The following is a 15,107-nucleotide window of genomic DNA, read 5'->3' as shown; positions in this document are numbered from 1 at the left end:
CACTCTATATAGTGAATAAGCTTGCTCACCTTTCATTCCGCCTTGCAGCTCGCATGCGGCGGAATCAAGGGCACTTGTACCTTTCATTCCGCCTTGCAGCGCGCATGCGGCGGAATCAAGTGCACTTTTACCCTTCATTCCGCCTTGCAGCCCGCGTGCGGTTAAAATAAAAGCCGGTGTTTCTGCGATTCGCAGAAACACCGGCTTTTGCTATAGACAGAACTAAAATCCCTTTACGCCCACCACATATCCAGTGGCTGGTCGCGGATGAGAATGGACTGCAGATTGGTGACAGCCCGGAAGAATCCTTCATCCACCGACATCAGCGGATCTTCATGCTCAATGCTTACCACATAGTCGTAGCCGTAAGTGCGCAGCGCACTCATAATATCCGACCATTCGGAGATGCTGTGCCCGCAGCCTACGGAGCGGAAGGTCCAGGCCCGGGTCTGTACATCCCCATAAGGCTGCATATCTGTCAGGCCGTACATGTTGATGTTGTCCTGGTCAAGATAGGTGTCCTTGGCGTGAAAATGATGGATCGCGCCTGCCTTGCCGAGAATCTTGATCGCTCCTACCGGATCAATACCCTGCCACCACAGATGGCTCGGATCGAGATTCGCACCAATGGCATCGCAGGTAGCTTCTCTCAGCTTGAGGATCGTATATGGCGTATGGCACAGGAAGCCGCCGTGCAGCTCGATACCGATCTTGACTCCATGCTCTTCGGCCAGCTTGCCGATTTCCTTCCAGTACGGAATCAGCTTCTGTTCCCACTGCCAGGTCAAAATATCGCTGTATACGGTAGGCCAAGGAGTTACCGGCCAGTTAGGTGCTTTGGCGTCGTCACTGTCCCCGGCAGTACCTGAGAACGTATTGACAACCGGCACGCCCATGAGCGAAGCCAGCTTGATCGACTTGCGCAGAATTTCGTCGCCTTGGCGGGCTTCTTCCTTATCCGGTGAAATCGGGTTATTGTGGCAGCTGAAAGCGCTGATGATAATCCCGCGTTTGGTGAATTGTTCGAGATAGGCCTCGCGGGCTGATTCGCTGGCCAGCAGCTCGTCGGTCGGACAGTGGGCATTGCCCGGATTGCCTCCCGAGCCGATTTCCACGGCGTTCAGGCCAGCGGCAGCAATTTTATCGAGCATCTCTTCGAGTGTTAAGCTTCCGAATACCGGATCAAATACACCTAACTTCATTTATATTCCCACCTTTTCTCTGATTGGCTCCAAAGCTTCAGAATGACCGTATACCGGATAATCACGTTTGGTTGGAGCACACCAATTGACGCCATTGATAATCACTTTTTGAATTTCCTTGTTGTAATAGGTCGGATAGGATTCATGGCCCGGTTGGAAATAAAAAATCTTCCCGCTTCCGCGCCGGTAAGTCGAACCGCTCGGGAACACATTGCCCCCCTCGAACCAGCCGACAAAGATGAGGCTCTCTGGTGCCGGCACATCAAAATGCGCCCCGTACATCTCTTCCTGCTCCAGGTCGATGTATTCGCCGATGCCTTCGGCAATCGGATGGCTCGGGTCCATTACCCAGAGACGTTCCTTCTCTTCTGCTTCGCGCCATTTCAGGTCGCAGCTGGTGCCCATCAGCTTCATGAAGATTTTGGACATGTGGCCGGAGTGAAGCACAATCAGCCCCATTCCCTTCAGAACCCGGTTGTACACGCGGCTTACAATCTCGTCGCTGACCTCCTGATGGGCAACATGCCCCCACCAGACCAGCACATCCGTATTCTCCAGCACCTCTTCCGTCAAGCCATGCTCCGGCTCGTCCAGGGTTGCTGTTGCTGTATCAAAGCCTGCTTCCTGCAGGAATCCGGCCAGTTGTCCATGAATTCCCTGCGGGTACACCCGGCGGATTCGTTCCTCCTGCAATTCATGACGGTATTCATTCCATATGGTTACTCTGGTCACTTTGGACACACTCCTAATTTGAGCTATAATTCAGGGATATGCTGAGTTATCCGTTAATGCAAAATCGATAAGCATATATACATGTGGGACTTTAATGTCCTACGTTTCTTAAAGCGGGAAAATCACCCGCTAAATACATGGGAATGGTCATTTCTCGACACTTATAGGGAAATTGGCCCTTTAATTCTGCCGGGTTCGGTGAAATTGAAAGATCCTTAAAAATTAGCGGGCTCAATTCCCCTTACTTGTCATCTGAATCTGCCAGACTCTCAATTAGCGGGCCGTTTTCCTGTTAATGTATGAAGCATCAGGCAGGTATCTTTCATTATTACTCAAAATTCTTTAGTCAAAAAACACCGGCATGCCGGTCTCTGACGATTTGTAGATCGCCTCCAGAATGCGTGTAACCACCAGCGCCTGCTCCGGTTTCACCACCGGCTCGGTGTCGTTCACAATGCTGCGGATCCACTGCTCGGCTTCAACCACTGCAGGATCATCTCCGGCACCGTCGTAGAAATCAACGCCAGCCGCATCAAGTCCGATATACTTCTCGAACGTCTTGCCATAGGCCTCTCCGTTAATGCGCAGCCCCTTCTCCATATCGGCTCCGCCTTCCGTGCCGCAGAGCGCAGTCTTGGCTTCGCCGACATCCAGCGTGTTCAGCGCCCAGCTGGCTTCAAGCACGATCGTTGCGCCATTCTCCATCGTAATGAAGCCGATGGCGGAGTCTTCAACGGTGAATTTCTCCGGGTCCCACGGCCCCCAGGCGTTTGCGGCATTTTTGCGGCCGGACAGCTTGTGGTAGGCATTGCCCACGACATACTTCGGCTTGTAGTTGTCCATCATCCACAGGGTCAAATCAAGAGCATGGGTGCCGATATCGATCAACGGACCGCCGCCTTGCGCTTCTTCATCGAGAAATACGCCCCAGGTCGGAACCGCACGGCGGCGGATGGCCTTCGCTTTGGCATAATAAATTTCTCCAAGCTCGTTGTTCTCGCATACGGCATGCAGATAAGCTGAATCGGCTCTGAACCGGTTCTGATATCCGATCGTCAGCTTCTTGCCGGTGCGCTTCGCAGCATCAATCATCGCCTGTGCTTCCGCAGTCGTCTTGGCCATTGGCTTCTCGCACATTACATGCTTGCCGGCCGCCATGGACGCAATCGAAATCTCCGCATGGGAAACGTTCGGCGTACACACGTGAATCACATCTATATTTGCATCCTTAAGCAGCTCTCTATAATCGCTGTATACCGCAGCGTTGGCATCTCCGTAATCCGCTTTGGCCTGCTCGGCACGTTCAGGAACGATATCGCAGAAAGCAACCATCTCCGCACCTTCCACTTTTTTGAGTGCAGGCATATGTTTGCCGTTCGCGATGCCGCCGCAGCCGATAATTCCAACTTTTAAAGTCATTCTCTCTTAACCTCCACTTGTTGATTTACTATCTCTATCTTACAAATCCGCGGAAGGGCTTTCTTCCTGCAATCTTGCCCTGTTATTCCTGAATATTGTCTTATGGTATTTCAGCGGCGATATTCCCGTCGCTTCCTTGAAAAAATGATGGAAAGTCTTCACGCTGCCAAACCCCGCCGCCTCCGCCACGGCAGACATGGGCAGGTTCTCATTGAGCAGAATCCACTTGGCTTTATTCAGCCGGTATTCATTGAGGAAGGCAACAAAGGTCATGCCCGTATTCTTCTTGAACAGCTTAGTAAAATAATACGGACTGAAGCCCATATGCCCGGCTACCTCGTTTAGCGTAATCGGTTCCTGGTAATGCTGCTCGACATAGATGAAAATCCGCTCCAGCCGTTCCAGCGTTTCCCGCGACTGGATCTGAGTATCCTCCGAGAACTTGGGCCCTCTGTTGCTGCTATTCTTCGGCACTTCCCGCATAATAACCGTCAGCAGCTCGAACAGTCTCGCCTTGATGAGATAGGCATAGCCTTCACGCCGCTGCGTGTCCTCCTCGTAAATGCTCTCCAGAAGGCCAATCACCTTCCTTGCTACCGCTTCCGGCCAGCTTGAACTGGATTGCTCCATCTCTGTGAACAGATCGCGAAGCGAATATTCATTGCCGCCGAGCGCAGTAACCTCCTGGAACAGTCCGAGATCAAACTGGATCACAAACCGTTCACTTTCAGGCGAGGCGAGGAAATAGTGCACATCTCCGCCATTGATGAACTGTATTTCACCCTGTTCCATCCGGATCGGGGTATCATTTATTCCCAGATTTAGTCTTCCTTTGGTGACGTAAATAATTTCGATTTCTTTATGCCAATGCGGATATGTGAGATCGTCACCTCCGCAGACTAAACTGCGGAAGGGGAAATGCTTATCCACATCCGGAAGTTCGAGATAAATATTCATTAGCGCGGCTCCTTGTCCGGGTAATTAGCTGTAATTAAAATTTCATTGAACCCCACTTTATCTTATCCCCCGGCAGAGGACACATCAAGAGGCGCAAAAAAGAGCCCCGCGGGGCTCTCTTTTACACCCTATTTATATCGAAAACAAATCAGAGTTTAATCTTCAAAACAACCTTCCGCACCGCTTCCTTCTTCCCCGCTTCAATTCCTGTCATATGCCCGTCCTGCGGATAGCAGACGACAAGCGCTCCCGGACCTGCTGTTACCGCCGACACCAGCGCGCCCGTAAAGAACACCGCTTCTTTCTCGGGGCTGTATTCATCTCTAACCTTTAGCTGCTCAATAGCGGAATAACCGATCCGCTCCGTGCCTTCAAGAATATAATGCAGATCAAGATTGATCCGGTGGGCTTCCCAGAAGCAGTCTCCGGCGTCCTTGGTCTCGTATTCATTGATGAAATAGAACATTTCTTCATTCACATCATGGCGGCCTGCAGCCATTCCTGCAAAATCCGTATCCCGCAGGAACTGCAGTCCACGCTGAATTTTCTCTCCGTAAGCAGCCTCATTCTCCAGCAAATGCCCCAATGTATCCACTATCATGCCCGAAATCCTCCTATAATCATATATCCCCGTCTCGCGGAATAGAAAAAGAATAGTTGATTCCCCGCAGCAGGTCTATGTATTTGTTCACGTACCCCCGGCATAGATTCTTAATAAACTCACAAAACTTAAGTCTATGCTTTCGAAGTAAGTTTTGCCCGAAGTGGATTCAATGAGGCTAAGCTCGCAAAACTTTTAGGAGGCGGTATAATGCTCATTATCCTGATGTACATGTTCGCCGCACTAGGTGTTGGCTTGCTGCTGGCGGCAGCGGTGCTGCGGCATAAACTGTCCGATCCTTCGTCTGACTTGAACAAGCTGATCCATACACTGGCTGATTTCAACCTTAAATTCACCAAGCGGTTCATCACTCCAGACAAATCTCATATCATTGCCCTGGATGAAGGAGGCAAGCAGCTCGCTATCGGCATGTATTCCCCTGACAACCATGCAACGCCCTCAGCTGTCCTTTACACCTTTGATGTGATCTTAGGCTCTGAAATTGTTGAGAACGCCCTCACCCTGACCAAAGCCAGCAAAACCAGCCGGATTACCAGCAGCGGCGCAAAGGCCGGCACAGGTAAAGTGCTGGATGCTGCCGCAGTCTACGGAACCGCAAACAGACAGGAAGACGGAAAACCCGAGGAAATCATTGAGCTTACGCTTAAAATCTACCTCAGCAGCAAGGATACGCCCGTACTGTCGATTCCCTTTCTTCCAAGGCAGATACCGGCCAAAAAATCGGACCTGGAATACTCCCAGGCCCTTATGGAAGTACAGCATTTGCATGAGATGATCCGGGATATTGTCTCAGCATAGTTACAGTGCGGTCATCGTATTGCTTTCCATCCCCTTGCTCAACTTGCCAATATCCTCGCCCTTCTCTCTTCATTCACAAAAAAAGGTGCATTACTTTGCGCTATTCCAGCAAAATAATGCACCCATAAGTAAAAATCCAGCTACCAGTTTGCGCGCTTATTGATATTCTTCATATCCGTATTCGTCCACTTGCCATAAATGAAAAAAGCCAGATTTGAAATGTCGGGGAAGTTGGAGCGGATTCCCTGTTGTACGTTTTTATACTGGGCATCGCTCCAATCGGTATCCAACGCGGCAATGATTTCGGCATTGCCGATTTTTTGCCGGGTCTGGCTTAGTATTCCTTCGCTGTCATAAACCCAGCTTTGCGGAAATTCCCAATCGTCGAAATAGGCCATCGGAGAAACGAAATCCATGTATGGCATAAATTTAGCGGCATCCTGTCCGACTTCCACAAACTCCGGCGGCAGAATATAAGCCCCGAAAAAGAGTCCTGGCGTAATCCCGTCCAAATCGCTTTTCACATCACGCACATACTCCCCAAGCTTGGTCGTTCTCCAGTCATTCCACTCCTCCCGCTTCGCATTATCCGAAGCAAAGTTAATGGTAATTGGATCATAGCCGTATTGATTTTTATACTGTGTTCTCGTGTAATCCCCCATATCCATGTTGTAATCGTCAAAGCGGAGCCAGTCCAGGACAATGCCATCAACTTCATAATTTTCCGCAACTTCTTTGATGATGGAGCGCTCATAAGCTTGCACACCAGGATGGAGCGGATTCACAAAATATTCAGTGCCATTGGAGCCTGTAAAAGGTTTCACCTTGCCGTCCACAAGCGCGCGCATCTGCCACTCACTGTTCTTGTCAAAGGCCGCACGGTCGTGGAACTGCGGAATCCATGCCCTCACCTGAATATTCTTTTTATGTGCCTCAGCAATAACATCCTTGACTGCGTCAAAATTGGAGTATCCCGAAGCGACCGGCGCAATCTTGCTCTTATAAAATGCATAGCCGGACGGAACCTCCTCATCCTCATCCTGCTTCACACTCAAATTGATGACGGAAATATTGTTCTTTGCCGCATTGCTCACGAAGCTGACAACATCATTATGGTTTTTGAAATTGGCGCCCGTCCGCACGATGATCTCGGATACGAAGGGTCCTGTTTGGGCAGATGTTGTCTGGGCCGGAACACTCAGTATAAAGCTCAGCAGCAGCGCGAGCAGGGCCATCAGCAAAGTCCGTTTTCTTTTACCTTTAGTCATTGTTTTCTCCGCCTTTCTATAATTAGATGGGGTGCAGATTAGATGTTACGAATTCCTTATTCCTCCTCCTTTCCCAGACAGACTGAAAGCTCGGAAAGCTTCTGCCTTATCCCTGTGTCCCGTCGTTGCCGGTGAGCTCTGTATGATGAAAGTAAGGGATAGTGATTTGAACAGTTGTTCCAATTCCAAGCCGGCTGTAGAGCAAGACACCGTATGAATCGCCAAATTGCAGCTTGATTCTCTGGTCTACGTTGCGGATGCCATACCCCATCTTGATCCCGCTTGGAGAGAAAATCTGCCGGATGGTTTCCTTAGTCATACCGATGCCGTCGTCAATCACCTTGAATACAATTCCCTGCTGACCAGCCTCCGCCGTAATGCGGATATGAATGGTCTCCCCGTAAAAAGCATGCTCAAGAATGTTCTCCACAAAGGGCTGCAAAATCAGCCTTACAGTATCAAAACCCAGCACCTTCTGGTCAATATCGAAATTAAAGGTGAGATGATCCTCATATTTGATTTTCTGGATGTCAATATAGGTCTGTACATGCTGCAGCTCCTTCTCGACCGGAATCATCGTCCTGCCCTCATTCAGTGTCAGCCTGTAGAATTTCGCAAGGCCGCTGACCATCGAACGGATTTTACTGATCTCACCGAACTGTGCCAGTCGGTTTATGGAAGAAAACGAGTTATACAAAAAGTGGGGATTGATCTGTGCCTGAAGAATTTCCAGCTCTGCTTCCTTCTTGTGCAGGTTGGAGAGGTAAACTTCCTGAATCAGGCGGTTCATATTCTCCCCCATATTATTTAGTGTCAGGGAGATCTGATTAAATTCGTCATTTCCCCGGTAACTAAGCCTTTTATGCAAATCCCCTTCCTGAAAGGAACGGAGGACAGACACAATTTTGACGACACGCCGGGAAAAATAGCCGGACAGCAGCATACCTGCTGCGGAAAAGAAACCGATCATAATCAGGCAGACGAGAATGGTTACGCTTTTGACCTTCTGGATATCCTGCTCCAAAACTTCATTGGGGATATTGACCGCAAGCGTCCAGTTCAGCTCCTCGACCGGCGCCTTGATTTGCAGATAATCCTTGCTCTCCAGCAGTGGAATTTGCTCGGGTTTCATATTCTTATCCCCTGAAGAAAGGTGGATAATGTCTTGATTTTCATTTTCTATATACACTGTACTGCCCTTGCGGAACTTATCATCTTTCACGCTTTCAAGAAGATCGGCAATCTTGACGGTAATCCGGACAAAACCAAATGGACTCGGGGCAGTGGGCTCATACGTATCCATCAATCTGCGGAGCAAGGAAATATTCCCGTAGGACTCATCATCTTCGATCTGGCGCCACTGCATCGTTACCCCGTATTGCTCCCGGGGAAAACCGCTGAACCATGTCTTGCCCAGAATCCGCTTTTGGTGAAACAGCTGGTAGAACCTCCCCTTCCGCAGCGGGTCCATCCCTTCGTAAGAATAGTAAACCTCGGGTATGGTCTCATTCTGAATATACAAGGACAGTGCAATGTTGCGGTTAGAGGAATGCACCGTATTTTGCAGCATCGGGATCAAATAGCTCTGCAGCGTCTCAAAGCTGTACCAGCCGTCATCGTAGCGCCTTAAGGAATCCGCCAGTGTGCGGTCATAATACAGTGAGTCCGTCAGCCGCTTGGTATCCTCCACCTTATAACGGATATTATCCTGAATCTGCTGAAGCGTGCCCCGGATATTGGCCTTTGTCTGTGTTCGGATGGATTCAACCGCCGTGTTATAAGCAAAGGCACCGACAAAAGCAACCGGGACAATCAGCAGTACAATATAAGAAATCATCAGCTTGTAGCCGAATGACAGAAACCGTTTCTTTTGCTTCATAGGCCGCTGTTCTCCTTTGTTCAGCACTGCTTACGATAATCCCCCGGTGTCATCCCATATTTGTCTTTAAACTGCCTGCTGAAATAAGTCAGGTTTTTATAGCCAACCCTTCCGGCCACCTCGAAAATTTTATATTGGGGATTCTGCAGTAAAGTGCAGGCTTTCTCCAGCCGCTTCTCCACCACGTAATCGCTGAAATTAATACCCGTTCCCTGCTTGAACAGCACGCCGAGATGATTCGGGGAAAAGCTAAACAGATTGCTCACATCCCGGAGTGCGATATTCTGGTCCAGATGTTTCTCCACATAGGCGCAGACCGATTCAAGCAGCTTCTTATTTTTCTTTTGCTTCTTTACATGCAGTGTTTCAGAGATTTCAAATACCCTCCGGCGCAGCCAGGACTGGATATCATCCATGGTTTCGAATTTGAACAGAATGTCCAGGTTCTCCATTCGCATGCCCAGCATCTGGAATAGATTCTCGTTCAGTCCTGACAGATAGGCATCCAGCCGGGAGATAATCTGAATGGCAAAGTTGTAGACGGTAGATTTGGACTTCATCCGGCGGACCAAGGTGAATACATTCTCAAGTTCATCGTGCAGTTGGACAAGCCTGTAATTCGACATTGCGGCAAACAGGGCATCCAGCGTCATTTCGAGACTCTGCACGTCCTCCACGCTGCCTGACTCCAGCTCGGAAAATTGGATCAGACGGCTTTTGCCCGCAAGCATTTTATAATCAAGCGCCTGCTTCGCCTGCTGATAAGAGGTGTGAATTGAAGCGGTGGAAGCTGCTGTGCTGCTCAGGCCTATTGTGATGGTGACCGGAAACCGGACCCCAATAAGTTCAATTAAACCGCTGAGCAGCGCTTCACATTCCGCCAGTTCCTCCATCTGCAGTACAAGCGCACATTCACGGCTGGAAAGCCTGCACAGCGACCAAATCCGGCACTCTGTGCAATAATCCAGTACCGTTTGATACAGCTGATTGACGATCTGCCTCGCTTCCAGCTCGCTGTATGCATTCAGCTTCCAGGCCACATCATCAATCTCAATCACGGCGACCCGCTGCGGAGAGGATGGGCTAATCCCGCATTGCGCAAGGACTAGATCATCTATGGTTTCTGCTCCGTCTTGCTGACCATCCAGCAGGCCAAGCAGCCTGTTGTTCTTAAGTACAGGCAAGGTCTTATAGTAATCCGATTCCAGTCTCGACTGCTGGGCCTCATGATCCAATTGGGCCTTCACCTTCTGCAGCACCTCGATCATTTCTTCATCCTCTACAGGCTTCAGGACATAACTCTGCACATTCAGCTCCATCGCCTGCTTAGCATAGTGGAAGTCTTCGTAACCGCTTACAAATATGATTTTCAGCTGTGGGAGCAGCTGCAATGCTTCACGGGACAACTCCAGACCGGACATAATCGGCATCCGGATATCGGTGATCAGAATATCAACATGATGATTCCGGATATAATCCAGCGCAGCGAAACCGCTGCTCACCACCGCTGCCACATTCATCTGCAGATCCTTCCAGGGTATAAAGTGCTGCATCCCTCTTAAATCCAGCACTTCATCATCTGACAGCAATACGTTATACATGTTTGACCTCCAATCCGGCCGTGTGATCAAAGCCAACACTTTCTATTGATCACATCATATAACATTTCATTTTTACCGTGTTGCAAAACCTTCATCCTCATTGCAGAAGTCTACAAATCGTTGTTCTTATCAGTGTTTTTGCCGGAACGGTTCCTATACTATGAATTTCAGCAGAGAAATTTGCAAAGGAAGTGTTCAGATGAAAAAAAGCATCGTCACGTCTTCACCACCGGGAGTCCCTCCGGGTGTACGACCGGAAGCCAGCCGCAAATCCTTCTGGTTCAGATTCTCCAGGCAGCTGGATCTTCAACTGATGGTCATCCCGGCAATGATTCTTATCGTGATCTTTTCTTATCTGCCGATGTACGGGGTGCTGATGGCTTTTCAGGATTACGATATTTTTCAAGGATTTCTGCACAGCCCATGGGTAGGCTTCAAGTATTTCCAGATGTTCTTCGAGGCACCCGAATTCTGGACCGTCATGCGCAATACGATTGTGATTAGTGCCCTGAGACTCCTCATCGGATTTCCGGCACCTATACTGCTGGCGCTTATCCTGAACGAAGTAATTCACTCGCGCTTCAAACGGATGATCCAGACCATCAGCTACCTGCCCCACTTCCTGTCTTGGGTCATCGTGTCCGGATTTGTGACCTCCATGCTGGCAACCGATAACGGAAGCGTGAACATGCTGCTGCAAAAGCTGCATTTAATCAGCGAACCTGTCAATTTCCTGTCCATTCCCGGCTACTTCTGGGCCATCCTGATCGGAACAGGAATCTGGAAGGAGATCGGTTTCTCCGGCATCGTATATCTGGCCGCCATTGCCGGCATCAATCCCGAAATTTACGAAGCAGCCTCCATCGACGGAGCAAACCGCTTGAAGAAAATTTGGTACATTACCCTGCCCGGTATTTCCGGCGTAGTTACGATCTTCATGATTCTCGCAGTTGGCGATATCTTGAGCGCAGGCTTTGAGGACATCCTGCTCCTGGCCAAAAACCCTGTACTTCAGGACGTGTCCGATGTCATTGATACTTACGTCTACCGCGTTGGTATCCGCAACTCGCTTTTCTCCTACGCCGCCGCAGTCGGTTTATTCAAGTCAATAATCAGCGTCTTTTTGCTCACAGTTGCCAATCGGATAGCCCGTAAACTGGGACACAGTCTGTGGTAGTCTTCGGCATCGCAACTACACATTGAAATGCAGGTGATCACGGCATGAAAAACAGCTTTTCTGACAATTTGTTTCTCAGTCTCATTTACTCCATGCTCATTCTCATGGCTTTTGTAATGTTGTATCCGTTCTGGAATTCGATCGTTATCTCATTCAACGTGGGTTTGGACACGACGCGTGGGGGGATCACCTTTTGGCCCAGACAATTCACTCTGGAGAATTACATTGTAGTGTTTCAGGATAAGCGGCTAATGACAGGCTTCCTTATTTCCGTACTGAGAACGGTGATTGGCACAATTCTATCCATTGCCATTACATCAATCTTTGCCTATGGCATGTCCAAGAAACAGCTCATGGGGCGGAAAGGGTATATGATCCTATGCATCATCACGATGTACTTCAGCGGAGGATTGATTCCTTCCTTTCTGATTAACCGTGAGCTGGGCCTGATGAATAATTTCTGGGTCATGATTGTTCCGAATATAATCAGCGTCTGGAACATGATCATTTTCCGCACGTTTTTTCTCGAACTGCCGGAAGGATTGGAGGAATCGGCGAAAATCGACGGCTGCGGCCACTTCGGTATCTTTTTCAAAATTGTCATTCCGATTTCAGGTCCGGTGATCGCCACACTCTCTCTATTTGCTGCAGTATGGCACTGGAATGACTGGTTTACGGCCAGCATTTATATCACTTCCGGGCATCTGCTCCCGATTCAAACGCTGCTTCAGCAAATTCTAAGCTCCAACATTATGTCTGAACAGATGATGCAGACCAATGCAGCCGCTCAAGGCCACATGGCCCGGCTCCAAAGCGTCACAACCAAATCGCTCACCATGTCCACCATGCTGGTAGCAACGGTACCGATTTTGCTGGTTTATCCATTTTTGCAGAAATATTTTACCAAGGGCGTCATGATCGGTTCCATTAAAGAATGAACTTGGATAAGATCGGTGTAGCAAATCATAGCTCACGGCTTATTCATAAAAAACAATCCCATGGGGGTATGAAGATGTCCACTACAAGTGGAAACGGCTTCGCCGTCCTCAAAAGGACGGTATCCGTTTCAGCGAGAAATAGAAGGATAATTTATAGCGTGAAGCATATAAACTCTTATATTTCAAAAAAATCATTCCTGCTGCCGGTATGTATGCTGGGTATGAGTATCATGCTTGCCGCATGCGGTGGAAACACCGGTGAAGACGGGGCAAAGCCAAGCAACAACACTGCCGGGGCTGATTCATCCCAACCTTTTGTTTTCGGAGAAACGCCGCTCACCTTTTCCTTTTTCGGTAATTATGACTGGTATACGATGAATCCTTGGGGCCAGGATCCGGCGACTAAATGGATTCAGGAGAACAAGAAAGTAACGGTCCAGTCGATCCAGTCCGGCGGTGCGGCTCTGCAGAAATTCAATACAATGATCGCCTCCGGCGAGTTCCCGGATGTCATCTGGGGAGACCGCGGAGCCGAAGTAGAAAAGCTGAGAAAAGCAGGCAAGCTTGTGGCGCTGGACCCCTATCTTGATAAATATCCTAATCTGAAAAAATGGGCAGGAGAAAAAACAATCAACATGCTCCGCTCTGAGGACGGCAAACTATACCAATTCCCAAATTGGTACACGAAAAATCCGATGGGCAACGGTGGCTACGCTGTAAATAATAAGATCTACAAGGAACTTGGATCGCCGAAGCTGGAAACCTTTGATGACCTGTATGCCTATCTGAAGCTGGTAAAAGAGAAGTATCCTGACATTATTCCATTCGAGGTCGGGATGCTGGGTCAAGGGATTGACTTTCTCTACGCCGGGATGGCGGAAGACCGGAATGTCGGGCAGGTCTCTCTGCGTGTGGTCCCCCAGGGGAATGAGCTGAAATCCCTTTTCAGTGATCCGGTCTACCGCGAAACCATGGTGTTCGCCAATAAATTGTTCCGGGAAAAGCTGATTACCCAGGATGCCATCACGCAGACCCGCGACCAGGTCAAGGAAAAGGTGAATAATGGCCGCATAGCGATCTACGGGGATTTCGATACCACCGTTATCGGCACGGAAGCGAACAGCATGCTGCGCGCCAAAGATCCTGAAGGCGGATACACGATGATCTGGCCTTTGCATAAAGCCGGCGTAGATCCGAAGAAGGTATGGGTCAACGAATTTGATTCTCTTGGCTGGAATGTCAGTGTCATCACAACACAGGCTGAGAATCCAGAAGGTATATTTGCCTATCTGGACTGGCTGACGGGCGAGGAAGGGGAGCGTATTATTTTCTGGGGGCCTGAAGGCATGTACTGGCAGGGCACCAATGAGAAAGGCGCACCCATCTACACAGAAAAATATAAAAATGAAGCCGAGGAGCGTTCCAAGCTCATGGCCATCTGGGATACGTTTCAATGGGCAGGAAATACGGCATTTATTGATGGAGCCAAGGCTGAAAATGAAATGAGTCTGCCTGAGGATAAGCGCGACTGGGCTACGGTCTCCCAAACTACAATCGCCTGGAAGACCTCCTTTGATGCCACGGAATTCGGCAATATACAGCCCCTTCCAGATTCAGAAGAGGGCATGATCATGCAGCGTGTAGCCGATATCGCCGATAAGGTGCGGGCTAAAGCCTTGTTCGCCAAGGATGAACAGGAAGTGATTGCCCTGCTCGACAAAGCCGAGCAGGATGCCCAAAAAGCCGGTTATGATAAGCTCCTGAAGTTTGAAACCGGGAAGTGGCAGGACAATATCAAAAAGATAAAAGGGAATTAAACCGTCCCGCTATAAAAAGAACAAGGGTGTTCCCTGCCATGTAAATGGCCGCGGGACGCCCTTTGCTTTGTGAGGATGAGAATGGAAACACATCAATGAATACGGCTGTAGTCAGAATCAATTGGCCCAAGAAACGGGCCGGAGCCTCGCATTTAAGCTTCGGTGGGTTTAAGGAGATCCACCTTGCCTGCATTCAGCTTCTCAATAATTGCCAGCAGAAAGGTCTCTGCCAGACTGTTCTTTTTGATCTCCCGGGCCGCTTCTTCAAGTGTGAACCACATTGCTTGATCCACTTCGGCACTCATCCGGCTCAAGTCTTCCGAATCAGCCATGCTTATAAAGTTCAGCATCAGCGTATTGGACGGCTCAAAATAAAGGCTGCGCATATATTCATAAGCCACGATATCCAGCCCTACCTCTTCCTTTACCTCGCGGATAAGGGTGGCTTCCGCATTCTCCCCTTTGTTGACGTAACCTGCGAGCAGGATGTAATCCGGCCGGTTATACTGCTTGATTAGCAGAATCTTGTCCATCTCTTTGTTCAACACTGCGGTACTGATAGCCGTGCTAAAAATAGGAAACCGAAACATTCCGCATGCCCCGCAAAAAGGGATCAGCCCCTCCCCGCCGCATTCTTTCAAGATCAGCTCAGTTCCGCATTCTATACAATACTTCAAGAAACATCTCTTCCTCTCCA

At 49.3% G+C, this 15,107-nt stretch carries 13 protein-coding genes; 4 read left to right on the top strand and 9 right to left on the bottom strand.

The features are described from left to right. Window positions 1–233 precede the first annotated feature (233 nt). The 5 genes from NSS79_RS05960 to NSS79_RS05940 all read right to left on the bottom strand — a co-directional run bounded on the left by NSS79_RS05960 (window position 234) and on the right by NSS79_RS05940 (window position 4,911). The gene (locus NSS79_RS05960) at window positions 234–1,202 is read right to left on the bottom strand and encodes a sugar phosphate isomerase/epimerase (protein ID WP_342438658.1); all 969 of its coding nucleotides are present in this window, start codon (window positions 1,200–1,202) and stop codon (window positions 234–236) included. Next, window positions 1,203–1,934 carry a ThuA domain-containing protein gene (locus tag NSS79_RS05955; RefSeq protein ID WP_038586852.1) on the bottom strand — a complete coding sequence of 244 codons (732 nt, stop codon included), beginning with the start codon at window positions 1,932–1,934 and terminating at the stop codon, window positions 1,203–1,205. A gap of 342 nt (window positions 1,935–2,276) precedes the next feature. Continuing rightward, window positions 2,277–3,353, bottom strand: a complete 1,077-nt coding sequence (locus NSS79_RS05950; RefSeq protein ID WP_342438657.1) for a Gfo/Idh/MocA family oxidoreductase — start codon at window positions 3,351–3,353, stop codon at window positions 2,277–2,279. Window positions 3,354–3,392: 39 nt separating this feature from the next. Further along, window positions 3,393–4,310, bottom strand: coding sequence for an AraC family transcriptional regulator (locus tag NSS79_RS05945; protein WP_342438656.1), 918 nt, complete (start codon window positions 4,308–4,310; stop codon window positions 3,393–3,395). Window positions 4,311–4,458: 148 nt separating this feature from the next. After that, entirely contained in the window at window positions 4,459–4,911 is a 453-nt protein-coding gene (locus NSS79_RS05940; protein ID WP_342438654.1) for a YhcH/YjgK/YiaL family protein, read from the bottom strand. A gap of 210 nt (window positions 4,912–5,121) precedes the next feature. Here NSS79_RS05940 and NSS79_RS05935 point away from each other — a divergent pair, with 210 nt between their 5' ends. Then, a complete protein-coding gene (locus NSS79_RS05935) occupies window positions 5,122–5,730 on the top strand; it encodes a hypothetical protein (RefSeq protein ID WP_342438653.1) in 609 nt (202 codons plus the stop codon). Window positions 5,731–5,870: 140 nt separating this feature from the next. Here the strand turns inward: NSS79_RS05935 and NSS79_RS05930 are convergent, their stop codons facing one another. From NSS79_RS05930 to NSS79_RS05920, 3 genes are all read right to left on the bottom strand, one after another. Then, complete coding sequence (locus tag NSS79_RS05930; RefSeq protein ID WP_342438652.1) at window positions 5,871–6,998, bottom strand: family 10 glycosylhydrolase; 1,128 nt, start codon at window positions 6,996–6,998, stop codon at window positions 5,871–5,873. A 106-nt stretch (window positions 6,999–7,104) separates the two neighbouring features. Continuing rightward, window positions 7,105–8,877 (bottom strand): histidine kinase, encoded by a 1,773-nt coding sequence (locus tag NSS79_RS05925; RefSeq protein ID WP_342438651.1) that lies wholly within the window; start codon window positions 8,875–8,877, stop codon window positions 7,105–7,107. A 20-nt stretch (window positions 8,878–8,897) separates the two neighbouring features. Beyond that, window positions 8,898–10,478 carry a response regulator gene (locus NSS79_RS05920; protein WP_342438650.1) on the bottom strand — a complete coding sequence of 527 codons (1,581 nt, stop codon included), beginning with the start codon at window positions 10,476–10,478 and terminating at the stop codon, window positions 8,898–8,900. A 313-nt stretch (window positions 10,479–10,791) separates the two neighbouring features. Between NSS79_RS05920 and NSS79_RS05915 the strand changes: the two genes are divergently transcribed. The 3 genes from NSS79_RS05915 to NSS79_RS05905 all read left to right on the top strand — a co-directional run bounded on the left by NSS79_RS05915 (window position 10,792) and on the right by NSS79_RS05905 (window position 14,410). Further along, on the top strand, window positions 10,792–11,655 hold the full coding sequence (locus NSS79_RS05915; protein WP_038598724.1) for an ABC transporter permease subunit: 864 nt from the start codon (window positions 10,792–10,794) through the stop codon (window positions 11,653–11,655). Window positions 11,656–11,699: 44 nt separating this feature from the next. After that, on the top strand, window positions 11,700–12,593 hold the full coding sequence (locus tag NSS79_RS05910; protein ID WP_342438649.1) for a carbohydrate ABC transporter permease: 894 nt from the start codon (window positions 11,700–11,702) through the stop codon (window positions 12,591–12,593). Between the two features lie 158 nt (window positions 12,594–12,751). Next, window positions 12,752–14,410, top strand: coding sequence for an ABC transporter substrate-binding protein (locus NSS79_RS05905; RefSeq protein ID WP_342438648.1), 1,659 nt, complete (start codon window positions 12,752–12,754; stop codon window positions 14,408–14,410). Between the two features lie 152 nt (window positions 14,411–14,562). On the opposite strand, the gene NSS79_RS05900 is transcribed toward NSS79_RS05905, so the two are convergent. After that, window positions 14,563–15,087 carry an NUDIX domain-containing protein gene (locus NSS79_RS05900; protein ID WP_342438647.1) on the bottom strand — a complete coding sequence of 175 codons (525 nt, stop codon included), beginning with the start codon at window positions 15,085–15,087 and terminating at the stop codon, window positions 14,563–14,565. Between the last annotated feature and the right edge of the window lie 20 nt (window positions 15,088–15,107).

This window comes from Paenibacillus sp. FSL L8-0436 (assembly GCF_038593025.1).
In the GTDB taxonomy this organism is placed as follows: Bacteria; Bacillota; Bacilli; order Paenibacillales; family Paenibacillaceae; genus Paenibacillus_AQ.
This window is presented reverse-complemented; position numbering and strand designations above follow the sequence as displayed.

Excerpts from the sequence above, each read along its gene's own strand:
- NSS79_RS05915 (WP_038598724.1), top strand. The coding sequence starts at position 10,792 with ATGGTCATCCCGGCAATGATTCTTATCGTGATCTTTTCTTATCTGCCG.
- NSS79_RS05910 (WP_342438649.1), top strand. The coding sequence starts at position 11,700 with ATGAAAAACAGCTTTTCTGACAATTTGTTTCTCAGTCTCATTTACTCC.
- NSS79_RS05945 (WP_342438656.1), bottom strand. The coding sequence starts at position 4,310 with ATGAATATTTATCTCGAACTTCCGGATGTGGATAAGCATTTCCCCTTC.
- NSS79_RS05935 (WP_342438653.1), top strand. The coding sequence starts at position 5,122 with ATGCTCATTATCCTGATGTACATGTTCGCCGCACTAGGTGTTGGCTTG.
- NSS79_RS05930 (WP_342438652.1), bottom strand. The coding sequence starts at position 6,998 with ATGACTAAAGGTAAAAGAAAACGGACTTTGCTGATGGCCCTGCTCGCG.
- NSS79_RS05920 (WP_342438650.1), bottom strand. The coding sequence starts at position 10,478 with ATGTATAACGTATTGCTGTCAGATGATGAAGTGCTGGATTTAAGAGGG.
- NSS79_RS05950 (WP_342438657.1), bottom strand. The coding sequence starts at position 3,353 with ATGACTTTAAAAGTTGGAATTATCGGCTGCGGCGGCATCGCGAACGGC.
- NSS79_RS05925 (WP_342438651.1), bottom strand. The coding sequence starts at position 8,877 with ATGAAGCAAAAGAAACGGTTTCTGTCATTCGGCTACAAGCTGATGATT.
- NSS79_RS05960 (WP_342438658.1), bottom strand. The coding sequence starts at position 1,202 with ATGAAGTTAGGTGTATTTGATCCGGTATTCGGAAGCTTAACACTCGAA.
- NSS79_RS05940 (WP_342438654.1), bottom strand. The coding sequence starts at position 4,911 with ATGATAGTGGATACATTGGGGCATTTGCTGGAGAATGAGGCTGCTTAC.